Genomic DNA, 23512 nt, shown 5'->3' with positions numbered 1-23512 from the left:
ACGGCGGTGGCATCGATCGAATCGGTAATGGTGGTAACAGCCGGCGTAGTGCTCGGCACCAGGTTTTCAAAGTTGCCGCCAGTAGCGCCAGTAATCGTGGTGCTGACAGTGCTGCCGTTTACATAGACGTCATTCGCCGGAGTTTCGACCACGACGGTGCCGGTAGTCTGACCTGCACCAATGGTGATGACCGAGCCATTGCTCAAGGTCACAGTCACCGGAGTGCCGGCAGGGTTGGTCAAGGTGGCGGTGTAGGTGATCGCGCCGCCTTCAACAACAGTAGAACCAGCAGTCAAGGTGACAGCGGTGGCATCGATCGAGTCGGTGATAGTGGTAACAGCCGGCGTAGTACTTGGCACCAGGTTTTCGAAGTTACCGCCAGTAGCGCCAGTGATCGTGGTGCTGACGGTGCTGCCGTTGACATAAACGTCATTGGCCGGAGTCTGGACCACGACGGTGCCAGTGGTCTGACCCGCGCCGATGGTGATGACCGAGCCATTGCTCAAAGTCACAGTCACCGGAGTGCCGGCAGGATTGGTCAGGGTCGCGGTGTAGGTAATCGCGCCGCCTTCAACAACAGTCGAGCCAGCAGTCAGGGTGACGGCGGTGGCATCGATCGAATCGGTAATGGTGGTAACAGCCGGCGTAGTGCTCGGCACCAGGTTTTCAAAGTTGCCGCCAGTAGCGCCAGTGATCGTGGTGCTGACAGTGCTGCCGTTTATATAGACGTCATTGGCCGGAGTCTGGACCACGACGGTGCCAGTGGTCTGACCCGCGCCGATGGTGATGACCGAGCCATTGCTCAAGGTCACGGTAACCGGAGTACCAGCAGGGTTGGTCAAAGTCGCGGTGTAGGTAATCGCGCCGCCTTCAACAACAGTCGAGCCAGCAGTCAGGGTGACAGCGGTGGCATCGATCGAATCGGTAATGGTGGTAACAGCCGGCGTAGTGCTCGGCACCAGGTTTTCAAAGTTGCCGCCAGTAGCGCCAGTGATCGTGGTGCTGACAGTGCTGCCGTTTATATAGACGTCATTCGCCGGAGTCTGGACCACGACGGTGCCGGTGGTCTGACCTGCGCCAATGGTAATGACCGAACCATTGCTCAAGGTTACGGTGACAGGCGTCTGCGCCGGGTTGGTCAAGGTCGCGGTGTAGGTGATCGGGCCACCTTCAACAACGGTCGACCCCGCAGTCAGCGTGACGTTGGTGGTGTCCACGGTGTCAGTGACTTGGGTAACGGCCGGAGTGGTCGGAGGCGCCACTGTGATCCCGCCGCCTGTAGTGCCGGTGACGGTTACTTCGATCTGGCTCGGGTCGTTATAGACAGTGTCGTTCGGCGCGAGAGGCACATTGACGGTGCCGGTGGTCTGGCCCGCGGCAACTACGATGACCGCGCCATTGGATAGGGTGATGGTCAGGTCACTCAGAGGCGCCTGGCTCAAGTTCGCGGTGTAGACCAGTACGCCGCCGGCCTCGGTGATAGTCGGGGTTGCGCTCAGGCTCAGCGTCGAGGTGAGAGGCGCGTCGGCAACGGCGTTGTTGTTGGTGTTCTGGGTATCAACGGTTTCCAGCGTGGTCAGCGGCACCGCGCCAAAACCTGCAGTTGGAAAACCAACGGTCGGGTCAACCCGGCCGGCGGTTGCATCAAGCATCACGAAGCTATGACCACCTCCTGCCGCGCCGCCCGTGCCGGTAGCCGTAGGGCCTGCCGCAGTGGCTTCCAGATCTTTGGTCGGGTCGGCGCCGGCTACGATGGCTTGTTGCAGTTCTTCAACCGATGGCGCGGCTTGCGCGGTGGCCTCGGCCAGGTCGGTGATGGAGTCCGGAGCGCTGCCGCTCCATTGCGTCTCGCGACCCAGGTCCAGTGTGCGGCCGTCGGCCAGCTCGAGGGTGACGGAGCCGGCCAGGCCGGTGTCGACCTGATCACCGACGAACAGGCGGTCGCCTTCAACAAGCACGCGCCGGATGCCCTCTGGGGACACCACGAAAACTTGACCAACAATGCTTTTGACGATGGCAACAACACTGCTCATTGAAGACTCTCCGGGTGTCACGTTCAGTAGACTTCCATGGACCTGACGGCACTGTTGCCTAATCAGTCTGGACGCTCTTTCCTGCAATAATAGTTACAACTTTGACGCTTTCTTGCGTCAATATTCTGTCAATAATTTTCGGCTATAAACCATATGCCAAACTATTGACCTTATGGTTGCCATCCTAAACAATCGCCCCGGTAATGTCACATTGATATTCGGGTGTCGAGCGGTGCCAAACCGTGTGATCCAGTACCCATTTTGGACTTTCCGACAAACGGTATGCTGTCTGCTCAGAATCCCCCGTAAGTGCACGTTTTGCAGTGATTCAGGACAACGAATTATCAATTATCCAGACTAGCCATTGACCAACGAACCGGTCCGACAATTTCTCCTGATTGCTCGTTTTGCATCATTTTTCCTGCGACTGGGTCTCGGGGGTATTCGCAGGAATTAAATCGCACCTCATGAAGTTCAGGGGTGTCGCAAGTTGCTATTGCCGGATTTGCGGCGTGCTTCTCAGCAACGCGTCAACAATCCGTGCTCTGCGTGGATCAGAAACATTCAGTTATTTACTCAGTACCGAATCAAGGCGACCATGGGCAAGTTGCTCAAGAGCCAGGGAGTGGTCGCACCGTTGGCATCCGTTGTGCAAAACAGCGTAAAGCCAAGGTCCAACTGCCCGGTACGGATTGAGCAGAACCTTAATCGTTCAATTGTTAGCCAAGAGTGCCGAGCGTGGAATCAGAAGTCAGTCGAGTTCATCTCATCCATGATCCACGCGCGTTGCATGACGATCCGTTACTGGACGGTCTGCTAGCCCTTTGCACGTTGCATCAGAAACCCGCCAGCGCCGCGATGTTGACCACTGGCCTGCCATTGCCCAAGCAGCGGCTGAGTGTTGAGTTGCTGCCGCGCGCTGCGGCCCGTGCTGGCCTGCAAGGGCGAGTGCTGGTGCGCAAGCTGGAGCAGATACCAGAGATCGCAATGCCCGCGCTGCTGCTGCTCAAGGACGGTCGAAGCGCCGTACTTCTCGGCTGGCATGGCGAAGACCAGGCTCGCCTGCTGTTGAGCGAAAGCGACGGCGGTGAGAGTCTCGTTGCTCGAGAACTGCTGGCCGACGACTACATCGGCAAAGTGTTCTTCGCCCAACCCCAACATAAATTCGACGTCAATCACGGCACGCTCATTCCCCGCGCGCGGTCGTGGTTTCGCGACACCCTCAAGCGTTCCCGCTGGTTGTATGCCGATGCGATCGCCGCCAGTTTCCTGATCAACATCATCGCCATGGCGGCGCCCTTGTTCGTCATGAACGTGTACGACCGCGTAGTGCCGAACCAGGCCGAGTCCACCCTCTGGGTGCTGGCCATCGGTATCTGCGGCGCCTACATGTTCGACCTGATTCTCAAGAGCCTGCGCAGCCTGTGCCTGGATCTTGCCGGCAAGAAAACCGACCTGATCATCTCCGCAACGCTGTTCGAGCGAATTGTGGGTATGTCGATGAAGTTTCGGCCAGCCCGGGTCGGCAGCTTCGCGCAAAACATCCACGAGTTTCAGAGCCTGCGCGACTTCCTCGCGTCGCTGACCCTCACCAGTCTGATCGACCTGCCGTTCACGCTGCTGATCTTCATGGTTATCGCGATCCTCGGCGGGCACCTGGTGTGGATTCCGGTGCTGGCCTTCCCGATTGCCTTGCTGATCGGTTATGCGCTGCAGAAGCCACTGGTCGCGACCATGGAACGCACCATGGCGCTCGGCGCAGAGCGCCAGTCGAGCCTGATCGAAACCCTGGCCGGCCTGGATGCAGTGAAGGTCAACAACGCCGAAAGCGAACGCCAGTACCAGTGGGAACAAACCATCGGCACCCTCAGCCGCCTTGAGCTGCGGGTGAAAATGCTCTCCGGCCTGGCCATGAACATCACCCTGCTGATCCAGCAACTGGCCGGGGTGATCATGATTGTGTTCGGCGTGTACCAGATCATCGCTGGCAATTTGAGCATGGGCGGCCTCATCGCCTGCTACATGCTCAGTGGTCGCGCGCTCAGCCCGCTGGCGTCGCTGTCCGGCCTGCTGACCCGCTATCAACAGGCGCGGGTCACCATGACCTCGGTCGACCAGATGATGGAATTGCCCCAGGAGCGAAATTTCGAAGAGCGTCCGCTGAGCCGCAAGGTACTGCAGGGTGGCATCGAATGCCGTCAGTTGAACTTCACCTACCCGCAACAACAGAACCCGGCGCTGAAAAACATCAACCTCGTCATCAAGCCGGGCGAGAAAATCGGCATTATCGGTCGCAGCGGCTCGGGCAAGAGCTCGCTGGCCAAGCTGATAGTGGGCCTGTATCAACCGGATGACGGTGCGTTGCTGGTGGACGGTGTCGACATTCGCCAGATCGACGTCAGCGAGTTACGCCACAGCATTGGCTACGTGGCCCAGGATATCCAGCTGCTGTCCGGCACACTGCGCGACAACCTGGTCTCCGGCGCACGTTACGTGGAAGACGAAATGGTCCTGCAAGCCGCCGAGCTGGCAGGCGTGCACGAGTTCGCCCGCCTGCACCCGCAGGGGTATGAGTTGCAGGTGGGTGAGCGGGGGCAAAACCTGTCTGGCGGTCAGCGGCAGAACGTGGCCCTGGCCCGAGCGCTGCTGCTCAATCCGCCGATACTGTTGCTCGATGAGCCGACCAGCGCCATGGACAACACCGGTGAAGAACGCCTCAAGCAACGCCTCGCAGCGGTGATTGAAAACAAGACCGTGGTGCTGGTGACGCACCGTGCCTCGCTGTTGTCGCTGGTCGATCGCCTGATCGTCATCGACCGTGGGCAGATACTCGCCGATGGGCCGAAAGCCGTGGTGATGGAAGCGTTGAAAAAGGGGCAAATCAGTGTTGCTTAAGTCCGGGATCAAAGGTTCCATCCGCCGCTATTTCAAAGGCACCGATTCACTGCATGGGCAGCCGCTTCCGGAGGTTAACAAGGCCCTCATCGAAGATGCTCCGCGCGTGGTGCGCCTGACCATTTGGGGCATCATCGGCTTTTTCCTGTTCCTCCTGATCTGGGCCAATTTTGCCGTGATCGATGAGGTCACCAAGGGCGACGGCAAGGCGATTCCTTCGTCGAAGATCCAGAAAATCCAGAACCTTGAGGGCGGTATCGTTGCCGAGCTGTTTGTCTCGGAAGGGCAGATCGTCGAGGCCGGTGCCCCTTTGATCCGCCTGGACGACACGCGTTTCGCCTCCAACGTTGGCGAAACCGAAGCTGATCGCCTGGCGATGCTGCTGCGTGTAGAGCGCCTGAGTGCCGAAGTCGATGACCGTCCACTGAAGTTTCCAGCCGACGTGCTGAAGGCCGTTCCGGGTCAGGCCGCCAGTGAGGAGTCGCTGTACATCAGTCGTCGCCAGCAGCTGCACGATGAGATCGGCGGCCTGCAAGAGCAGTTGATCCAGCGCCAGCAGGAGCTGCGCGAGTTCACCTCCAAGCAGTCCCAGTACCGCAATGGACTGGCCTTGCAGCGTCAGGAAATCAACATGTCCGAGCCGCTCGTGGCCCAGGGTGCGGTGTCGCCGGTAGAGGTGCTGCGACTCAAGCGCGCCGAGGTTGAAACCCGCGGCCAATTGGATGCGATGACGCTGGCTATTCCGCGGGCCGAGTCTGCCATCAAGGAAGTGGCGCGCAAGATTGACGAGACCCGGGGCAAATTCCGCAGTGAAGCGCTGACCCAGCTCAACGAAGCCCGCACTGACCTGAACAAGGCCCAGGCTACCGGCAAGGCGCTGGAAGACCGTGTCAGCCGGACCCTGGTGACATCGCCCGTGCGCGGCATCGTCAACAAGCTGCTGGTGAACACCATTGGTGGGGTGATCCAGCCGGGCAGTGATCTTATCGAGATCGTGCCGCTGGACGACACCTTGCTGGTGGAAGCCAAGATTCGCCCGCAGGACATCGCGTTCCTGCATCCGGGGCAGGAAGCGACGGTGAAATTCACCGCCTACGACTACACCATTTATGGCGGTCTGAAAGCCAAGCTTGAGCAGATTGGTGCGGACACCATCACCGATGAAGACAAGAAAACCACTTACTACATCATCAAGCTGCGCACCGATAAGAGCCACCTGGGCACAGATGAGAAGCCGCTGCTGATTATCCCCGGGATGGTGGCTTCGGTGGATATCATCACGGGCAAGAAAACGGTGCTGAGCTATCTGCTCAAGCCGATCATTCGCGCTCGGGCTGAGGCCTTGCACGAGCGGTAGATTTCATCCGCGATGCACCAGTCCCCTGTAGGAGCGAGCTTGCTCGCGAAAAAACCGAGAGCGCCTCGGGTGTCGGGTCGCCAGCGTTATCGTTGGCGACCATCGCGAGCGAGCTCGCTCCTACAGTGTGCGCAAGCCTCACATTACAAAAGCCATATCGTTATTCAATAACGGTATTTAAATTCTAATTCTTATATCTATAAAGTCACTTCCCTGCGTACCTGCCGACCAATCGGCGCGCCGCACGACACGAACCAACACGGGACCTCCGTGAGTTTCTTGATCGACGCGCGCGCCTTTGAGCGTGCCGTGCGTGGGAGTGATTTTTATGTCCGCCGTATCCGCCTCCAGCAGCATCGCGCCACAAACTTTCGACATTCGCCCGTTCACTGGCGCTGTCGGTGCCGAAATCATCGGCCTTGACCTGTCCCGCCCGATCAATGATCAGGATTTCGCCCGCATTCACCGAGCGCACCTTGACCATCACGTGGTGGTATTTCGCGACCAGCGCATCACCCCCGAACAACAGATTGATTTCAGCCGCCGGTTTGGCGTGCTGCAAATCCATGTCCTCAAGCAGTTTCTGCTCACCGGCCACCCGGAAATCCTCATCGTTTCCAACATCATCGAAAACGGCCAATCCATCGGCCTCGGTGACGCTGGCAAGTTCTGGCACTCCGACCTTTCCTATAAAGAACTTCCAAGCCTGGGCTCGATGCTGCATGCCCAGGAGCTGCCGTCCGAAGGCGGCGATACGCTGTTCGCCGACATGCACAAAGCCTGGGACAACCTGCCGGACGCGCTACGCAAAGCCGTCGAAGGCCGCTCGGCTGCGCATTCGTACACGGCGCGCTACAGCGAGACCAAGTTCGAAGGCAACTGGCGTCCCACCCTGACACCGGAGCAACTCGCCCAAGTCGTCGAAGTCGTGCACCCCATCGTTCGTACCCACCCGGAAAACGGGCGCCAGGCGTTGTTCGTCAGTGAAGGCTTCACCACGCGCATCGTCGGCCTGCCCGAAGACGAGAGCCGGCCACTGTTGGCCGAGCTGTACGCCCACAGTGTGCTCGAGCAAAACATCTATCGCCATCAATGGCAGCCCCATGACCTGGTGTTCTGGGACAACCGCTCGCTGATCCACCTCGCCGCTGGATGCCCAAGTCATCTGCGCCGCAAGCTGTATCGCACCACCATCCAGGGCGATGCGCCTTTCTGATTTGCCGGAGAAACACCATGTCCAGACGTCTTCCATTTGCACCCCTGGCGGCCGCTATAGGCCTGGGTTTGAGCCTGATCGCCGGCAGCCTGGTCGCACCCGCCGCAGCCCACGCCGAGGGTGAAATCCGTATCGCTGAACAGTTCGGCATCGTTTACCTGCTCCTCAACGTGGTGCGCGATCAGAATCTCATAGAGAAACACGGCAAAGAGCAGGGCATCGATATCAAGGTCGACTGGACCCAGTTGTCGGGAGGCGCGGCAGTCAACGACGCCTTGCTCTCGGGTTCCATAGACATCGCCGGCGCAGGCGTAGGACCGTTGCTGACCATCTGGGACCGCACCCACGGCAAGCAGAACGTCAAGGCCGTCGCTTCCCTGGGCAACTTTCCGTACTACCTGGTGAGCAACAATCCCAAGGTCAAGACCATCGCCGATTTTACTGAAAAGGACCGCATCGCGGTGCCGGCGGTCGGGGTGTCCGTGCAGTCGCGCTTCCTGCAATACGCCGCTGCCAAGGAGTGGGGCGACAAGGAATTCAATCGACTCGACAAGTACACCATCGCGCTGCCCCATCCGGACGCCACGGCTGCGCTGATCGCCGGTGGTACCGAGCTGAGCGGGCATTTCTCCAATCCGCCGTTCCAGGATCAGGCCCTGGAAAATCCCAACGTGCACGTGGTGCTCAACACCTACGACCTGCTCGGTCCAAACTCGCCGACGGTACTGTTTGCCACCGAGAAATTCCGCGACGAGAACCCCAAGACCTACAAGGCCTTCGTCGATGCGTTGACCGAAGCGGCGCAGTTCGCCCAGAACGACAAAGGCGCTGCGGCTGATACCTACATCCGTGTGACCAAGGCGAAAATCGACCGTGCCGCGCTGCTGAAAATCATCGATAACCCGCAGTACGAATTCAGCGTCACGCCGAAAAATACTTATCCGCTGGCCGAGTTCCTGTACCGCGTCGGCGCGATTAAAAACAAACCGGATTCCTGGAAAGATTACTTCTTCCAGGATGCCAAACCGCTGCAGGGGAGCTGATCAAGATGAACGCCCCCTTGCAAGGCCACACGGTCAGCAAACCGAGCGCAGCAACCCAGGCGTTGCTGTCGGTCGATAAAGTCAGCCTCGAATACCGCACGCCCCAGCGCGTGGTTCGAGCGACCCACCAGGTCAGTTTCGAGATCGATCCGGCCGACCGCTTCGTACTCCTTGGCCCTTCAGGGTGCGGAAAATCCACCCTGCTCAAGGCTGTCGCCGGGTTCATTGAGCCCTGCGAAGGCGAGATCCGCCTGCAGGGGCAGACGGTCCATGCACCAGGCCCGGACCGCATCGTGGTGTTTCAGGAATTCGACCAACTCCCGCCCTGGAAAACCGTAAAGCAGAACGTCATGTTTCCGCTGCTGGCCTCTAAAACCCTCAAGCGCAAAGAAGCTGAGCAGCGCGCGCTGCACTACCTCGACAAGGTCGGTCTGGCGGCGTTCGCCGATGCCTATCCGCATACCTTGTCCGGTGGCATGAAGGCGCGTGTCGCCATCGCTCGCGCCTTGGCCATGCAACCCAAAATCCTGCTCATGGACGAACCCTTCGCCGCCCTCGACGCCCTCACCCGACGCAAGATGCAGGAAGAACTACTGCTGCTTTGGGAAGAGGTGCGCTTTACCTTGCTGTTCGTCACTCACTCCATCGAAGAAGCGTTGGTGGTGGGCAATCGCATCCTCCTGCTATCGCCCCATCCAGGACGAGTGCGGGCGGAAGTCCATAGCCATCAATACGATTTGCACAGCCTCGGTGGATCGCAATTTCAAGCGTCGGCGCGACGGATTCACCGGTTGCTGTTCGATGAAGGCCAGTCGCCGGAAATCGAGCGTGAGCTGGATTTTTCCGACATCCGCATCGCTTATTGAGCCATTGAGAGGAGTGCCCGATGAGCCTTTTATCATCCCCGCGTAAAGAGTTTGAAACTGACCTGCAGCCGCTGTTGAGTGTTCCGGTGGAGCGTGAGTTGCCGTTGCGCCAGCGCCTTTGGCAGCAAGGCTGGCTGCGCAAAAGTCTGATCCTGATAATGCTCGCGGTGCTGTGGGAAGTGATTGCGCGAATCCAGAACAACGACCTGCTGCTGCCCAGCTTCATGCAAACCGCCAACGCCCTGTATGGAGGGCTGCTCAGTGGCGAATTGCTGGGCAAGGTGTGGATCTCTCTGGTAGTGCTGCTCAAGGGCTACCTGATCGGCATCGTCCTGGCATTCGGCTTGACCACCTTGGCGGTGTCGACCCAGTTCGGCCGCGATCTGCTCAGCACCCTGACCTCGATGTTCAACCCGCTACCGGCCATTGCACTGCTGCCATTGGCACTGCTGTGGTTCGGGCTGGGGCAGAACAGCCTGATTTTCGTGCTGGTGCATTCGGTGTTGTGGGCATTGGCGCTGAACACCTACGCCGGCTTTCTCGGGGTCTCGGAAACCCTGCGCATGGCCGGGCGTAATTACGGGCTCAAGGGGATGAGATTTGTCCTGTTCATCCTCATCCCCGCCGCGCTGCCCTCAATCCTCGCGGGTTTGAAAATAGGCTGGGCCTTCGCCTGGCGTACGCTGATTGCCGCTGAACTGGTGTTCGGAGCTACCAGCGGCAAGGGTGGGTTGGGCTGGTACATTTTTCAGAATCGCAATGAGCTGTACACCGATAAGGTGTTTGCCGGGTTGGCGGTGGTGATTCTGATTGGGCTGCTCGTGGAGAACCTGGTGTTTGATACGTTGGAAAGAGTGACAGTGAAGCGGTGGGGGATGCAGCGGTAAGCCTTCACCTCTCTTAACCTGTGGGAGCAAGCTTTGCTCCTACAGGGTACGGCTTCGCTGTTAGGATTGCGGTTGAGTCAATCCTGATCGTTTACGAGTGCTCAGTATGCAACTTCCGGACATGAATCTTTTAGTCGCCCTCGACGCCTTGCTCGACGAGGGGAGCGTGGTGGGCGCTGCGCGGCGTATGAATCTCAGCCCGGCAGCGATGAGTCGGACGCTGACGCGTATTCGTGAAGCCATTGGCGATCCGATCCTGGTGCGGGCTGGGCGTGGCCTGGTGCCGACGCCCAAGGCGCTGGAGTTGCGTGAGCAGGTGCGGGATGTGGTGGAGCAGGCCTCGTTGCTATTTCGCTCGGCGGATGACGTGGATCTGAGCAGTTTGCGCCGACGTTTCAGCATTCGCGCCAATGATTTCTTTGTGGGCGTTTACGGCGGCAAGCTGTTCGACACCATGGAGCGCCAGGCCCCGCATTGTGAGCTGCGCTTTGTTCCCGAGGGGGATGGGGATGACGAGGCCTTGCGCGAGGGGCGGATCGATCTGAGCGTGAGCAACAATCGCCCGCTGATGCCTGAGGTTAAAGTACAAAATCTGTTTGCTACGCACTTCGTTGGCCTGGTTCGTGAGGATCACCCGTTGTTCGATGAAGAGATCACTGCCGAGCGATATGCGGGGTTTTCCCATATCAGCATGTCGCGCCGTGGTATTGCCCGCGGGCCGATCGATACGGCGCTCAATGCGCTGGGGTTGGAGCGGCGGGTGGCGGTGATTGCGCCGAGTTTCCATGCGGCGATGTTTGCGTTGCCGGATTCCGATTTGATCCTGCCTGTGCCCAAGGAGGCGCTGCTGAGCATCCGGCGCCTGGGCCTGAAACTGCGCTCGTTTACCCTGCCGATACCGCTGCCGACCATCATGCTGACCCAGGCCTGGCATCCTCGGTTCGATAAGGATCCAGCGCATCGCTGGCTGCGCGAGACGTTGAAAGCGTGTTGTGATGAGACCTGGTTGGCGGCGCAGCCTTAAAAGATCAGAAGATCGCAGCCACCTTCAGGTATGCCTGCAGGAGCTGCCGAAGGCTGCGATCTTTTGATCTTTTATGACGATTGCGCCCCACGCACTTATAACCTGCCAATAAGTTGATTTTCGTCAGCTGCCACCCTCCATAAAATAACCGGGTATTCAAACCCCGGAGCCTGCAGTACATGACTTCCCTCACGGTCCCGGCACCTGTCGCCACGACCGCTGCTTCGCCCCCGGTATTCGGCCCGCGAATCATCATTGGCCTGGTCGGCGTGCTCATCGCCGTGCTGGTGTCCGGCCTGAACGAGATGGTCACCAAGGTGGCCCTCGCCGACATCCGCGGTGCGCTGGCCATTGGTTACGACGAAGGTACCTGGCTGGTCGCCAGCTACACCGCCACTTCGGTGGCGGCCATGGCCTTCGCTCCGTGGTGTTCGGTGACCTTCTCCCTGCGCCGGTTCACGCTCTGGGCCATCGGCGTGTTCACCGTGCTGGGTGTGCTGTGTCCGTTCGCGCCGAACTACGAAAGCCTGCTGCTGATGCGCACTTTGCAAGGCCTGGCGGGGGGAGCGTTGCCGCCGATGCTGATGACAGTCGCGCTGCGCTTCCTGCCGGCCGACGTGAAGCTCTACGGGCTGGCAGGGTATGCATTGACCGCCACTTTTGGTCCCGGCCTGGGCACTCCGCTGGCCGGGCTGTGGACAGAGTATGTCGGCTGGCAGTGGACCTTCTGGCAAATCGTCGTGCCGTGCCTGATCGCCATGGCGGCGGTGGCTTACGGTTTGCCCCAGGATCCGCTGCGCCTTGAGCGCTGCAAACAGTTCAACTGGCGCGGTTTGCTGTTGGGATTCCCGGCGATCTGCATGCTGGTGATCGGCATCCTGCAGGGCAATCGCCTGGACTGGTTCGAGTCGAGCCTGATCTGCACGTTGCTCGGCGGCGGATTGCTGCTGCTGGTGCTGTTCCTGATCAACGAATGGTCGCAACCGATGCCGTTTTTCAAGATGCAGATGCTTGGTATCCGTAACCTGGCCTTCGCGTTGCTGACCCTGGCCGGGGTGCTGGTGATCCTGCTGGCGGTGATCATTATTCCGTCCAGCTACCTGGCGCAGGTCCAGGGTTATCGCCCGATACAAACCGCGCCGATCACCTTGTTGGCAGCACTGCCACAGTTGATCGCGCTGCCCCTGGTGGCGGCCTTGTGCAACCTGCGCTGGGTCGATTGCCGATGGGTACTGGGGATTGGCCTCGGCATGTTGGTGCTGTCGTGCCTCGGGGGCTCGCAACTGACGTCGGTGTGGATTCGCGACGATTTCTACCCGCTGCAACTGCTGCAGATTTTCGGCCAGCCCATGTCGGTGCTGCCGTTGCTGATGCTGTCCACCGGCAGTATCAGCCCGATGGAAGGGCCGTTCGCCTCCGCCTGGTTCAACACGGTCAAGGGCCTGTCGGCGGTGATCGCCACCGGCGTGATCGAGGCGCTGACCACGGCAAGACAACATTTTCACTCGACCATGCTGGTCGACCGTCTCGGCAATTCGCCCCTGGCGGACAGTGACAGCGCCGGCCTCGCTCACCGTTTGCACCAGCAGGTCGTCGTGCTCACCGCATCGGATCTCTATCTGTGCATGGCCGGCGTCGCATTGGCGCTGATCCTGCTGATTTTCTGGATGCCAACGCGGATCTATCCGCCCCGGGCCCCGACTTGAACGCTCCACGAAACAGAAGGTTTTTATGACGAATCTCTCCAGGAAAAAAGCGGCCGTCGGCATCGCGGCGGTGGTTACGCTCGGCGTATTGATTTACCTGCTGGCACCCGGTTTGTTCGGCAAACGCACACACCAGACCACCAATGATGCTTTCGTTTCTGCGGACTTCACCCTGGTGGTCCCGCGTGTTGCCGGGTTCATCAAGGAAGTGCTGGTGGAAGACAACCAGCAGGTCAAGGCCGGCCAGTTGCTGGCGCTGATCGATGACCGGGACCTGCGCGCAGCTGCCCAGGCCGCCGATGCGCAAACGCTGGTCGCCAGGGCTCAATTGCAGAATGTGCGGGCAACGCTGGAGCGCCAGGCCTCCGTGATCGCCCAGGCGCAAGCGAGCGTGGTATCGGCCAAGGCAGAACGGGACTTCGCCGAACATGAACTGAACCGGTACAACCACCTCGCTGGCGTCGGTGCCGGCACGGTACAGAACGCACAGCAAGCCCGCACTCGCATCGACCAGGCGTCGGCGAAGCTGGCCAATGTCACGGCTGTATTGGCCGCAGAGCGCAAGCAGGTGGACATCCTCATCGCCCAGCGGGATGCGGCTGACGGTGGCCTCAAGCGTGCACAGGCTGCGTTGGAAATTGCCAGTTTTGAACTGTCCTATACGCGCATCGTTGCGCCCCAGGACGGCATGGTTGGCGAGCGCGCAGTGCGAGTCGGCGCGTACGTCACGCCCGGCAGCAAAATCCTCGCAGTGGTGCCGCTGGCGCAGGCTTATGTGGTGGCCAACTTTCAGGAGACCCAATTGGCCGACGTGCGTCCCGGGCAGCAGGTCCAGGTGCGGGTGGACAGCCTGGACGGCGAGGCGCTGACGGGGCGTGTCGAAAGTATTGCACCGGCCACCGGGGTGACGTTTGCGTCGATCAAGCCGGACAACGCGACGGGTAACTTCACCAAGGTGGTACAGCGGATTCCGGTGAAGATTGTGCTTGATCCAGGGCAGCCGTCGGCCGAGCGGCTGCGAGTAGGGATGTCGGTGGAGGCGAGTATCGATACTGCCGCGACCGATAAGCATGAGGTGGCGCAACGATGAAAGGTTTGGTTGATTGGGCCGGCGCCTTCGCGAACATGCCCGCTCCCACAAGGGGCCTGATTCATTCCCCCACGTTTTGCCTGGACTCTGATCACCTGTGGGAGCGGGCTTGCCCGCGAAGAGGCCGCAAGCCACAACTCACCCTCTGTGCCTTACTGGTAACAAGCCTCTCAGCCTGCACGGTGGGCCCCGACTTCCAGAAACCCCAGGTACAGCAAATGGCCGACTGGTCGCAGCCCACCAAGGCCGCCGCGAGTCAGGCGGTCACCGAAAACATGGACGAGCGCTGGTGGGAAGTCTTCAACGATCCCAAGCTGTCAGCGCTCACCCAGCGCGCCCTGACCGACAACCTGGACCTCAAACTCGCCAGCAGTCGCCTGCAGCAAAGCCGCGCAGCACGCCAGGTGATCACCGCCGACCGTTACCCCAACACCGCCGCCACCGGCAGCTATGGGCGTAAACGCAACAGCGGCGAAGGGTTGAACGACCCTTCGGGCAACAACGGTGATTCGGCCTTCAATTTGTGGGATGCCGGCTTCTCGGCGTCCTGGGAGCTGGATTTCTGGGGAAGGGTGCGGCGCGAGACCGAGGCTGCCGATGCCACCCTCGAAGTCGCCGAAAATGATCGTCGCGGGGTACTGCTGTCGGTGCTCGCCGAGACCGCCCGGGACTACATCCAGCTGCGCGGAGTACAAGGCACACGAGCAGTCACCGAACAAAACCTCGACGTCGCCCGGCACAGCCTCAAGCTGTCACAGCTGCGCCTGGCCGACGGCGTCGCCACGGACCTGGATGTCGCCGAAGCCGCTGCGCAAGTGTCCGCCATCGAGTCGCGCCTGCCATCGCTTGAGCAACGCCAGTCGCAGTTGATCAACGCGCTGAGTCTGTTGATGGGGGAACCACCCCATGCGCTGTCCGCCGAGTTGGCCGCCGATGCACCGGTGCCGCAAAGCCCAAGTCAGATCGCCATTGGCTTGCCTTCGCAACTGGCCGAGCGACGACCTGATATCCGTCAGGCCGAAGCGCGCCTGCACGCCGCCACCGCCAATATTGGCGTGGCCAAAGGCGATTTTTATCCACGGATTACCTTGTCGGGCAACGTCGGCTCCCAAGCGCTGCAGTTGAGTGATTTCGGTAGCTGGGGTTCCCGCGCATTTGGCATCGGTCCGCAGTTCAGCCTGCCACTGTTCGACGGCGGTCGCCTGCGCGGCGTGCTCAACCTGCGCGAAGCCCAGCAACAGGAAGCGGCTATCGCCTATCAGCAAACCGTCTTGCGCGCGTGGCACGAAATCGATGATCAACTGAGCGCCTACAACGCCAGCCAACGGCGCCGGGACAGCCTGGCCGAAGCCGTGCGCCAGAACCAGATCGCACTGACCACCGCGCAACGGCAATACGTCGAAGGGGTAGTCGATTTCGTCAACGTACTCACCGTACAAGGCGAACTGCTGGCGACCCAGGAACAGTGGGTGGAAAGCTCGACCGGGGTGTCGTTGGCGATGGTGGGCTTGTATAAGGCGCTGGGCGGTGGATGGGAGTCGGTGTATCCGCTTGAGGCAGCCACAGTTAGCCGTTGATCAATGTCGTTTTGCCAGTTACCGCAGCCAGTGGGATTGCTGCTACGGCGATGGCCGGACCGTGGTGTCGAGCCTGACTTACGATTGGTAAGGCAAATTGCAGAAACTGTGGGAGCTCGAACGACTCAACTCGAATCGACACCACAAATCCCTGTGGGAGCGGGCTTGCCCGCGAAGAGGCCGTCACATTCAGTACCCATGCTGACTGAGGCACCGCTTTCGCAGTCTAGTAAAGGGCTCGACTGTATGAATTTTGATCAATCGACACACCGCCCCGATGGGCGGATTTCCCCCGCGATCGCCCTGGCGGGCCTAGACTTTTGTAATGGAGCCAATGGGTATAACCACCGTCCGCAGGTGAATCATGCGGACACCGAGGTGCATCATGCGTATGGCAAGAACCGTGCAGAACAGCCTGGACAAGGCTAACTGCGAATTTGACATCGTCAGTCACCCTCACTCGGCCAGCAGCCTGGAAACCGCGCGTGTCGCCGGTATTCCGGCCGAACGAGTGGCCAAGTCGGTGATCCTGGATGATCACCATGGGCGTTACCTGATGGCCGTCCTGCCGGCCAGTCGGCACCTGGACTTGAGCAAGGTCCGCGGCAGCGGGGAGTGGCAGATCACTCGTGAAAGCAACCTGGCGCACCTGTTCAATGACTGCGAACGCGGAGCGGTGCCGGCGCTGGGTGAGTCCTACGGCCTGGACATGGTCATCGACCCGTTGCTGACGCGGCAAAAAGACATCTACCTGGAGGCGGGTAATCACAACAACCTGCTGCACATGAGTGTGCCGCAGTACTTGAAAATGGTGCCGCACGCGCAGGTCGTCGAGGTGAGTGATTGAATTCTGCGGCGTCAGCGACCTCTATTCGCGAGCAGGCTCGCTCCCGCAGGGAAAATGCGCTCAACTGTGGGGACGAGTCTGCTCGCGATTACTTCTTGATCACCATAGGAAGCCTGACATGGAATCCCCAACACATAGCTTGCCCTCTCTGTTCAAGCAGCTGGGGCTGGCCGACGATCCGGTCAGCATCGACCAGTTCATCGCCACCCACTCGCCGCTCAAGCCGGAACTGCACCTGGCGGACGCATTCTTCTGGACCCAGAGCCAGGCAACGTTCCTGCGGGACGAAATTCTGGATGATGCGGACTGGGCGGAGGTGGTTGACCAGTTGAATGTGCTGTTGAGAAAGGGAAGGGGCGTTTAACAGGCAGAGAAAAGCTACTCCAGGGTTGCTGGCCGTCAGAAAAAAGACCAGAGTTAAGACCTAAAAAAGGTCTTAATTATGCAAAATGTTCTAGCCGATATGGCTGTCAGTGTTTCAGAGTTGAAGAAAAATCCTTCAGCCGTTCTGAACGGCTCATTGGGTGGTCCTGTCGCAGTGCTCAATCATAATCGCGTCATGGGTTACATGGTTCCCGCGGATGTTTTCGAACGCATGGTTGAACGCCTCGACGATCTCGAGTTGGCAGAAATCGTTCGCTCGCGTCTTCATGAGACACCGGTGCCGGTAACGCTGGATGACTTATAAGCTCGAGTTTCTGCCATCTGCCCGCAAGGAGTGGGACAAGCTGGGACACACATTGCGCGAGCAATTCAAGAAAAAGCTGGCAGAAAGATTAGAGGTGCCTCGAATACCTTCGGACCTACTGCATGGAATGTCTGACTGCTACAAGATAAAACTGAAGGCATCGGGATATTGTCTGGTTTATCAAGTAGTGGATGAGCGTTTAGTCGTTTCAGTTGTGGCGGTAGGTAAGCGCGAGCGCAGCGAAGTCTACGAGCGAGCTCGAAAACGCTGAACGCAGCCAAATTGTTTCAAAACTTGACCGACATTCTCCGCAAGTGCGATATTGATAGTTAGCAAACTAACAGTGTGTGCATTGTCTCGTGCCGAAGAACCTCGACGCCCTCCAAATGAACATCAGCAGTGCCATGGTGGTAGCCGCCAGGCACTGGCGCAAAATCTGCCAGACCACGCTGGTCAATTATGGAATTTCCGAAGCCTGCGCCGTCCCGCTCTTGATGATCGGTCGCTTGGGTGAGGGTGTGCGTCAGGTGACGGTGGCGCAGGCGGCGGGGATGGAAAGCCCTTCGCTGGTGCGCTTGCTCGATCAGCTTTGTCATTCCGGCTATGTACGGCGTACCGAAGATGCCCATGATCGCCGGGCCAAGTGCCTGAGCCTGACTGAAACCGGGCGGGAGCTGGTGCAGGCGGTTGAAGCCGAGTTGGTCCGCTTGCGTCATGAAGTGCTCGAGGGCATCGACCAGAGTGACCTGGAAGCCACGTTGCGGGTGCTTCGGGCGTTCGAAGCGGCGAACGCGCCATCGGTGATTGGCTCGTGAGCGGATTTTTTACCGGCATGCCCCCTGCGCGGGACTGGTTCTACGGGGTTCGCACGTTTGCCGCCTCCATGATCGCGCTCTACATCGCCATGCTCATGCAAATGCCCCGTCCATATTGGGCGATGGCCACGGTGTATATCGTCTCCAGCCCTTTTGTCGGCCCCACCAGTTCCAAGGCGCTATACCGTGCGGTCGGGACTTTTCTCGGTGCCATGGCGGCGGTTTTCTTCGTGCCGATGTTCGTGCAAAGCCCTTACGTACTGGTGGTGGTGATCGCGCTATGGACCGGGACGCTGCTGTTTCTGTCCCTGCACCTGCGTACTGCCAACAGCTATGCCTTGATGCTCGCTGGCTACACCTTGCCGCTGATCGCCTTGCCGGTGGTGGATAACCCGTTGGCGGTGTGGGATGTGGCCGAAGCGCGTACGGAGGAAATTTTCCTCGGTATCGCAGTAGCTGCGGTGGTTGGCGCGATGTTCTGGCCGCGACGGCTGGCGCCGGTGTTCAACGACTCGGTGGGCAAATGGTTTACTGACGCTTCGACTTACAGCCTGCGGTTTCTCAATCGCCAGGTGCAGCCCGATGAAGTCAGCGCCCTGCGGGCCTCGATGGTCGCGACCTTCAACACCCTGGAGCTGATGATCGGCCAGTTGCCCCACGAGGGTGCCCGGCCACAAACCGTGCGCAATACCAAAGAGCTGCGTGGGCGGATGATTCATCTGCTTCCAGTGATTGATGCCTTGGACGATGCGCTGTATGCCCTGGAGCGGCGTACACCCGAGCTGGTGGAGAAATTTGCCCCGTTGCTGGCGGCCACCACCCAATGGCTCGAACACAAGGACGCCGACCTGCAGCGCTGGCAGGCCCTGAAAAACCAACTCGAAGCCCTGCAACCGAACGCCGAGGCGCTGGATGATCGCAGGCAACTGTTGTTCTCCAACGCCATCTATCGCCTAGGTGAATGGATCGACCTGTGGCAGGACTGCCGCAGCCTGCAGCATGCCATTGAGTGCGAAAGCCAGGACAGCTGGCGCGCGGTGTATCGGCACTGGCGCCTGGGCCGGCTCTCGCCGTTCCTGGATCGTGGGCTGATGTTGTATTCGGCGGCATCAACGGTCACTGCGATCATCGTGGCGTCGGTGCTGTGGATCTTGCTCGGCTGGACTGACGGCGGCGCTGCAGTGATTCTCGCGGCCGTGGCTTGCAGCTTCTTTGCCTCGATGGACGACCCGGCGCCGCAGATTTACCGTTTTTTCTTCTGGACGGCGATGTCCGTGGTGTTCGCCAGCCTGTACCTGTTTCTGGTCCTGCCCAACCTGCATGACTTTCCGATGCTGGTGCTGGCGTTCGCGGTCCCGTTCATTTGCATTGGCACCCTGACGGTCAAGCCGCAGTTCTACCTGGGCATGTTGCTGACGCTGGTTAACACCTCGTCGTTCATCAGTATCCAGGGAGCCTATGACGCGGATTTCCTGAGCTTCGCCAACTCCAATCTGGCCGGCCCGGTCGGGCTGCTTTTCGCGTTCGTCTGGACCCTGATTGCCCGGCCATTTGGCGCGGAACTGGCGGCCAAGCGCCTGACCCGGTTCAGCTGGCGCGACATTGTCAGCCTCACCGAACCGGCAACCCTGTCCGAACATCGGCACCTGGGCGTGCAGATGCTCGATCGCCTGATGCAGCACCTGCCGCGGCTGGCGATGACCGGCCAGGACACCGGCATTGCCCTGCGCGAAGTGCGCGTGGCGTTGAACCTGCTCGACTTGCTGGCCTACACGCCACGGGTCACAGGCGTTCCGCAGACGCTGCTGCACCAGGTAGTGGCGGAAGTTGGCGCCTACTTCAAGGCCTGCCTCAAGGCGGACGAACGCTTGCCGGCACCGACGGCCCTGCAGATGACGCTCGATCGTACCCGCCGTGCGCTCACCACCGAGTGTGACGAAGGGGCGCGCCTGCACTTGCTCCACGCCCTGAGCGGGCTGCGCCTGGCACTGTTGCCGGGGGTGGAATTTGTCGGCACGGGCGAACTCGAAGAACCGCTTCCCCATGGCATCGATGGAGCGCCTTTATGATCGGTGATCTGGATATCAGCGGTGTTTTCCTGCCCACGCTGCTGGTGCTGATGGGCATTACTTACGTGATTTTCCTGCTGGTGCACGGGCTGCTGACGCGTCTGCACTTTTACCGTCTGGTCTGGCACCGGGCATTGTTCAACGTGGCTCTCTACGCCTTGCTACTTGGCGCCGTGGACTCACTCAGTCGATACCTGATGACATGAAAAAACCTTTTTTGACCCTCGGTCGCGTGGTGCTGACTCTGCTGATCGTGACCTTCGCCGTCGTCGTCGTCTGGCGCATGGTGATGTACTACATGTTCGCCCCATGGACCCGGGACGGGCACATCCGTGCCGACATCGTGCAGATCGCGCCGGACGTGTCCGGCCTGATTCAGACCGTTGAAGTGCGCGACAACCAATTGGTCAAGCGTGGCCAGGTGCTGTTCAGCATCGACCAGGACCGCTTCAGACTGGCGTTGCGCCAGGCCAAGGCTGCCGTGGCTGATCGTCAGGAAACCCTGGCGCAGGCGCAGCGCGAGCACAAACGTAACCGTGGCCTGGGCAACCTGGTGCCGGGCGAGCAACTGGAAGAAAGCCAGTCCCGGGTCGCCCGCGCCGAAGTCGCCTTGATGGAAGCGCAGGTGGCGGTGGACAGTGCCCAGCTCAACCTGGATCGCTCGACCATCCGCAGCCCGGTGGACGGCTACGTCAACGACCGCGCGCCACGCCATCAGGAATTCGTAACTGCCGGGCGGCCGGTGTTGTCGGTGGTGGACAGCAACTCGTTCCACATTGACGGCTATTTCGAAGAGACCAAACTGGACGGGATTCACGTCGGCCAGAGCGTCGATATCCGGGTGGTGGGTGACCGCGCGCGGTTGCGTGGGCATGTTGAAAGCATCGTTGCCGGTATCGAAGACCGCGACCGCACCAGCGGCAGTAACCTGCTGCCCAACGTCAACCCTGCATTCAGCTGGGTACGGTTGGCCCAGCGGATTCCGGTGCGCATTGCTTTCGATGAGGTGCCTGCGGACTTCCGCATGATCGCCGGGCGTACCGCCACCGTATCGATCATCGAGGATCAGCAACAGGAGCCCGCGCAATGAGCAAGGCTTCGGGTTTGGCGGTGATCGGCCTGGGCATGCTGCTGTCGGCCTGCCAGGTGGTCGGGCCGGATTACCACCTGCCGGACGAAGCCGCCGTGCACCGTGATGATTTCCAGGGCGAGCTGGCGGTGAACGACAAGAACGTCGTTTCCGCGCCCGTGCCCGGTGATTGGTGGCGGTTGTACCAGGATCCGCGCCTGGATCAACTGGTGCAGCAGGCCATGGTCACCAACACCGATCTGCGAGTGGCAGCGGCGAACATTTCCCGGGCCCGGGCACAGGTCGATGAAGCGCAAGCCGCAGGAGGCTGGAGCGGCGGCGTGAAAATCGGCGCTCAGCGTTTGCAGGAGTCCGGCGAAGCATTCCTGCTGGCGGACAAGGTGCCGGTGGCCAATGTGGGCGATATTGGCATCACCACCTCTTATCAATTCGACCTGTTCGGCACCTTGCAGCGCGGTATCGAGGCGGCGAAGGCCAATGCCGATGCGACTCAAGCGGCAGCCGATACTGCACGAATCACCCTGGTGGCCGATGTGGTGCGGGCCTACACCCAGGTGTGCGCGGCCAACGAAGAGCAGGAAATCGCCCAGCACTCCCTGGATCTGCAAGCCCAGGGCACCACGCTGGTACAGCGGCTGCGCGATGCGGGGCGCGGTGATGAAACCCAGGTGACCCGCTCGCAAACCCAATTCAAATCCCTGCGTGCCGAAATGCCGCGCTACGAAGCGGCCCGTCAGGCCGGCTTGTTCCGCCTGTCGATGCTACTCGCCCAGCCGGTGGATCAATTGCCAGCCGGGACGGCGACTTGCGCCGAACTGCCAAAAATCGCCCAGCTGTTACCGGTGGGTGACGGTGCCACGTTGCTCAAGCGCCGCCCCGACGTGCGGCAGGCCGAACGACGCCTCGCGGCTTCCACGGCGGGTATCGGCATCGCCACGGGCGAGCTGTACCCGGACATCAGCATCGGCGCGTCGGTTGGAACCGTCGGCATCCTGGAAAACCTCGGCAAACCGGCGACCAATCGCTGGGGCTTCGGTCCGTTACTGAGCTGGACCGTACCGTCCAACGGCTCGCGTGCACGTATTCGTGAGGCCGAAGCGACCACCCAGGGCGCCCTGGCGCATTTCGATGGGGTAGTGCTCAACGCCATTCGCGAAACCCAGACCGGCCTGGCCCAATACTCCGCGTTGCTGCAACGTCGCGATGCGCTGGCCGAGGCGGAACAATCGGCGCAACAGGCAGCAGACCAGACCCACCGCTTCTTCCAGGCCGGCCGGGCGTCGTTCCTCGCGGACCTGCAAGCCACCCGGACCTACACCGACGTACGGGCGCAGTTGGCCGCCGCGAACACCCAGGTTGCCATGAGCCAGATCGATTTGTTCCTGGCGCTGGGCGGCGGATGGGAAAGCGGACGAACGCAAGGTTCGAACTCCAGCAAACCCTGAGGCCGTTGCTATGCTTTGATTTGTTGGGCTGACGCGCCACGAGCCACGCCAGTCCACTGATCAAGGCTCGCGTTGGTCATGGGGACTAAAATAATGAAAAACCCTTATGCTCCCGGCTTCTGGTGCGCTATAGCCGCACTGGTCCTGCTGTCAGCCACCTATTTCTACGGCATCATGCTGGCCCACCAGATCGACAAGGCCCTGATATTTCTCGACAGTGCCTCGGCGCTGATCGCCGTGCTGTCGATTGTGGTGGTCGCCTGGGCTTCTGTTCAGGGCGCCCGTATCAAGAAAAAACACCTCGAACAAGGCAAGACGCTGGTGCTCATCTGGGACACCAAGGTGGCTTTGCGCCGGGTTGAAACCGTGTTTGACCGCTATTTCTGGGGCAGCTACTGGCAACCCGGCCGCACTTTCCAGGAAGTCATGGGCGAGCTGACCGGCACGCCGCTGGAAAAAAGCCTGGAAACCTTAAAGAAGCAGTGCCTGGCACTGGACAAGCAGGTGTCGGACGAGGAGCGGCATTGGCTAAGCAACGCCCGCGAGCTCTCCGATGTCGCCACCGCCATGGCCCGGGAGCGTTACCAGCTGGACTTCTGCGACCCGCGCGCGGAGGTGACGGGTGGGGCGGTGATCAATCGGGATTTTGAGGTGCTGGTGTATACCTGGACCGCGCGGCTGAAGAGTTTTGACCATCAGCTCGATGAAATTGAAGTGCAGTATTCCTGACATCTGAAATCATCCCGGTGGCCCTCAGGGAACTGTGGCAACTGTGGGATCTCTGACACCTGTAGATACTCTGTTACCGGTCAAGCTTTCAGCAGGTGTTTTTCGCTGAAAAGCTTGGCCGTATCGAAATCTTCT

21 protein-coding genes and 1 pseudogene are annotated in these 23512 nt (G+C 60.2%); 21 read left to right on the top strand and 1 reads right to left on the bottom strand.

From position 1 onward, the window contains the following. The coding region (locus tag AAEZ09_RS27455; protein ID WP_350601503.1) for a retention module-containing protein at positions 1 to 2033 on the bottom strand (2033 nt) is incomplete at its 3' end. A gap of 547 nt (positions 2034 to 2580) precedes the next feature. Here AAEZ09_RS27455 and AAEZ09_RS29595 point away from each other — a divergent pair. The 21 genes and pseudogenes from AAEZ09_RS29595 to AAEZ09_RS27355 form a co-directional block, all read left to right on the top strand. Next, positions 2581 to 2729, top strand: a pseudogene (locus tag AAEZ09_RS29595) (TolC family outer membrane protein); the annotation flags it as partial. 42 nt (positions 2730 to 2771) lie between these two features. Beyond that, on the top strand, positions 2772 to 4928 hold the full coding sequence (locus tag AAEZ09_RS27450) for a type I secretion system permease/ATPase (protein WP_045059504.1): 2157 nt from the start codon (positions 2772 to 2774) through the stop codon (positions 4926 to 4928). Further along, positions 4918 to 6285, top strand: a complete 1368-nt coding sequence (locus AAEZ09_RS27445; RefSeq protein ID WP_045059503.1) for an HlyD family type I secretion periplasmic adaptor subunit — start codon at positions 4918 to 4920, stop codon at positions 6283 to 6285. Before AAEZ09_RS27450 ends, AAEZ09_RS27445 begins: the two co-directional genes overlap by 11 nt. A 328-nt stretch (positions 6286 to 6613) precedes the next feature. Continuing rightward, on the top strand, positions 6614 to 7501 hold the full coding sequence (locus AAEZ09_RS27440; protein WP_350601502.1) for a TauD/TfdA dioxygenase family protein: 888 nt from the start codon (positions 6614 to 6616) through the stop codon (positions 7499 to 7501). A gap of 17 nt (positions 7502 to 7518) precedes the next feature. Continuing rightward, complete coding sequence (locus tag AAEZ09_RS27435) at positions 7519 to 8544, top strand: ABC transporter substrate-binding protein (RefSeq protein ID WP_350601500.1); 1026 nt, start codon at positions 7519 to 7521, stop codon at positions 8542 to 8544. Positions 8545 to 8549: 5 nt separating this feature from the next. Then, the gene (locus AAEZ09_RS27430) at positions 8550 to 9410 is read left to right on the top strand and encodes an ABC transporter ATP-binding protein (protein ID WP_350601499.1); all 861 of its coding nucleotides are present in this window, start codon (positions 8550 to 8552) and stop codon (positions 9408 to 9410) included. Positions 9411 to 9430: 20 nt separating this feature from the next. After that, positions 9431 to 10297: an ABC transporter permease gene (locus tag AAEZ09_RS27425; protein WP_045059499.1), complete on the top strand. Its 867-nt coding sequence runs from the start codon at positions 9431 to 9433 to the stop codon at positions 10295 to 10297. Between the two features lie 106 nt (positions 10298 to 10403). After that, on the top strand, positions 10404 to 11321 hold the full coding sequence (locus AAEZ09_RS27420) for a LysR family transcriptional regulator (RefSeq protein ID WP_045059498.1): 918 nt from the start codon (positions 10404 to 10406) through the stop codon (positions 11319 to 11321). Positions 11322 to 11500: 179 nt separating this feature from the next. Continuing rightward, positions 11501 to 13027, top strand: a complete 1527-nt coding sequence (locus AAEZ09_RS27415) for an MFS transporter (RefSeq protein WP_045059497.1) — start codon at positions 11501 to 11503, stop codon at positions 13025 to 13027. A 25-nt stretch (positions 13028 to 13052) separates the two neighbouring features. Next, entirely contained in the window at positions 13053 to 14117 is a 1065-nt protein-coding gene (locus AAEZ09_RS27410) for an HlyD family secretion protein (protein WP_350601497.1), read from the top strand. Further along, entirely contained in the window at positions 14114 to 15694 is a 1581-nt protein-coding gene (locus AAEZ09_RS27405; RefSeq protein ID WP_350601496.1) for an efflux transporter outer membrane subunit, read from the top strand. Before AAEZ09_RS27410 ends, AAEZ09_RS27405 begins: the two co-directional genes overlap by 4 nt. 385 nt (positions 15695 to 16079) lie before the next feature. Then, positions 16080 to 16541, top strand: coding sequence for an aminoacyl-tRNA deacylase (locus AAEZ09_RS27400; RefSeq protein WP_045059494.1), 462 nt, complete (start codon positions 16080 to 16082; stop codon positions 16539 to 16541). A gap of 118 nt (positions 16542 to 16659) precedes the next feature. Further along, positions 16660 to 16905, top strand: a complete 246-nt coding sequence (locus AAEZ09_RS27395; RefSeq protein WP_045059493.1) for a DUF2789 domain-containing protein — start codon at positions 16660 to 16662, stop codon at positions 16903 to 16905. A gap of 78 nt (positions 16906 to 16983) precedes the next feature. Continuing rightward, the gene (locus tag AAEZ09_RS27390; protein ID WP_045059492.1) at positions 16984 to 17229 is read left to right on the top strand and encodes a type II toxin-antitoxin system Phd/YefM family antitoxin; all 246 of its coding nucleotides are present in this window, start codon (positions 16984 to 16986) and stop codon (positions 17227 to 17229) included. Further along, positions 17219 to 17500, top strand: coding sequence for a type II toxin-antitoxin system RelE family toxin (locus AAEZ09_RS27385; RefSeq protein ID WP_350601493.1), 282 nt, complete (start codon positions 17219 to 17221; stop codon positions 17498 to 17500). Before AAEZ09_RS27390 ends, AAEZ09_RS27385 begins: the two co-directional genes overlap by 11 nt. Before the next feature lie 115 nt (positions 17501 to 17615). Next, positions 17616 to 18044 carry a MarR family winged helix-turn-helix transcriptional regulator gene (locus tag AAEZ09_RS27380; protein WP_045059490.1) on the top strand — a complete coding sequence of 143 codons (429 nt, stop codon included), beginning with the start codon at positions 17616 to 17618 and terminating at the stop codon, positions 18042 to 18044. Then, positions 18041 to 20113 carry an FUSC family protein gene (locus AAEZ09_RS27375; protein ID WP_045059489.1) on the top strand — a complete coding sequence of 691 codons (2073 nt, stop codon included), beginning with the start codon at positions 18041 to 18043 and terminating at the stop codon, positions 20111 to 20113. Before AAEZ09_RS27380 ends, AAEZ09_RS27375 begins: the two co-directional genes overlap by 4 nt. After that, entirely contained in the window at positions 20110 to 20319 is a 210-nt protein-coding gene (locus AAEZ09_RS27370) for a DUF1656 domain-containing protein (protein WP_045059488.1), read from the top strand. Before AAEZ09_RS27375 ends, AAEZ09_RS27370 begins: the two co-directional genes overlap by 4 nt. Beyond that, complete coding sequence (locus AAEZ09_RS27365; protein WP_045059487.1) at positions 20316 to 21203, top strand: efflux RND transporter periplasmic adaptor subunit; 888 nt, start codon at positions 20316 to 20318, stop codon at positions 21201 to 21203. The genes AAEZ09_RS27370 and AAEZ09_RS27365 overlap by 4 nt, the downstream gene beginning before the upstream one ends. Beyond that, positions 21200 to 22648 carry an efflux transporter outer membrane subunit gene (locus AAEZ09_RS27360; RefSeq protein ID WP_045059486.1) on the top strand — a complete coding sequence of 483 codons (1449 nt, stop codon included), beginning with the start codon at positions 21200 to 21202 and terminating at the stop codon, positions 22646 to 22648. Before AAEZ09_RS27365 ends, AAEZ09_RS27360 begins: the two co-directional genes overlap by 4 nt. A 93-nt stretch (positions 22649 to 22741) precedes the next feature. Further along, the gene (locus AAEZ09_RS27355) at positions 22742 to 23377 is read left to right on the top strand and encodes a hypothetical protein (RefSeq protein WP_045059485.1); all 636 of its coding nucleotides are present in this window, start codon (positions 22742 to 22744) and stop codon (positions 23375 to 23377) included. Positions 23378 to 23512 lie beyond the last annotated feature (135 nt).

It is taken from the genome of Pseudomonas sp. 65/3-MNA-CIBAN-0223 (genome assembly GCF_040310425.1).
Taxonomy (GTDB): domain Bacteria; phylum Pseudomonadota; class Gammaproteobacteria; order Pseudomonadales; family Pseudomonadaceae; genus Aquipseudomonas; species Aquipseudomonas gregormendelii.
This window is presented reverse-complemented; position numbering and strand designations above follow the sequence as displayed.

What these genes read in the sequence shown, in the direction of transcription:
- AAEZ09_RS27360 (WP_045059486.1), top strand. Translation starts at nt 21,200, where the DNA reads ATGAGCAAGGCTTCGGGTTTGGCGGTGATCGGCCTGGGCATGCTGCTG.
- AAEZ09_RS27370 (WP_045059488.1), top strand. Translation starts at nt 20,110, where the DNA reads ATGATCGGTGATCTGGATATCAGCGGTGTTTTCCTGCCCACGCTGCTG.
- AAEZ09_RS27395 (WP_045059493.1), top strand. Translation starts at nt 16,660, where the DNA reads ATGGAATCCCCAACACATAGCTTGCCCTCTCTGTTCAAGCAGCTGGGG.
- AAEZ09_RS27390 (WP_045059492.1), top strand. Translation starts at nt 16,984, where the DNA reads ATGCAAAATGTTCTAGCCGATATGGCTGTCAGTGTTTCAGAGTTGAAG.
- AAEZ09_RS27415 (WP_045059497.1), top strand. Translation starts at nt 11,501, where the DNA reads ATGACTTCCCTCACGGTCCCGGCACCTGTCGCCACGACCGCTGCTTCG.
- AAEZ09_RS27380 (WP_045059490.1), top strand. Translation starts at nt 17,616, where the DNA reads ATGAACATCAGCAGTGCCATGGTGGTAGCCGCCAGGCACTGGCGCAAA.
- AAEZ09_RS27365 (WP_045059487.1), top strand. Translation starts at nt 20,316, where the DNA reads ATGAAAAAACCTTTTTTGACCCTCGGTCGCGTGGTGCTGACTCTGCTG.
- AAEZ09_RS27430 (WP_350601499.1), top strand. Translation starts at nt 8,550, where the DNA reads ATGAACGCCCCCTTGCAAGGCCACACGGTCAGCAAACCGAGCGCAGCA.
- AAEZ09_RS27355 (WP_045059485.1), top strand. Translation starts at nt 22,742, where the DNA reads ATGAAAAACCCTTATGCTCCCGGCTTCTGGTGCGCTATAGCCGCACTG.
- AAEZ09_RS27420 (WP_045059498.1), top strand. Translation starts at nt 10,404, where the DNA reads ATGCAACTTCCGGACATGAATCTTTTAGTCGCCCTCGACGCCTTGCTC.
- AAEZ09_RS27440 (WP_350601502.1), top strand. Translation starts at nt 6,614, where the DNA reads ATGTCCGCCGTATCCGCCTCCAGCAGCATCGCGCCACAAACTTTCGAC.
- AAEZ09_RS27400 (WP_045059494.1), top strand. Translation starts at nt 16,080, where the DNA reads ATGCGTATGGCAAGAACCGTGCAGAACAGCCTGGACAAGGCTAACTGC.
- AAEZ09_RS27435 (WP_350601500.1), top strand. Translation starts at nt 7,519, where the DNA reads ATGTCCAGACGTCTTCCATTTGCACCCCTGGCGGCCGCTATAGGCCTG.
- AAEZ09_RS27385 (WP_350601493.1), top strand. Translation starts at nt 17,219, where the DNA reads ATGACTTATAAGCTCGAGTTTCTGCCATCTGCCCGCAAGGAGTGGGAC.
- AAEZ09_RS27410 (WP_350601497.1), top strand. Translation starts at nt 13,053, where the DNA reads ATGACGAATCTCTCCAGGAAAAAAGCGGCCGTCGGCATCGCGGCGGTG.
- AAEZ09_RS27405 (WP_350601496.1), top strand. Translation starts at nt 14,114, where the DNA reads ATGAAAGGTTTGGTTGATTGGGCCGGCGCCTTCGCGAACATGCCCGCT.
- AAEZ09_RS27425 (WP_045059499.1), top strand. Translation starts at nt 9,431, where the DNA reads ATGAGCCTTTTATCATCCCCGCGTAAAGAGTTTGAAACTGACCTGCAG.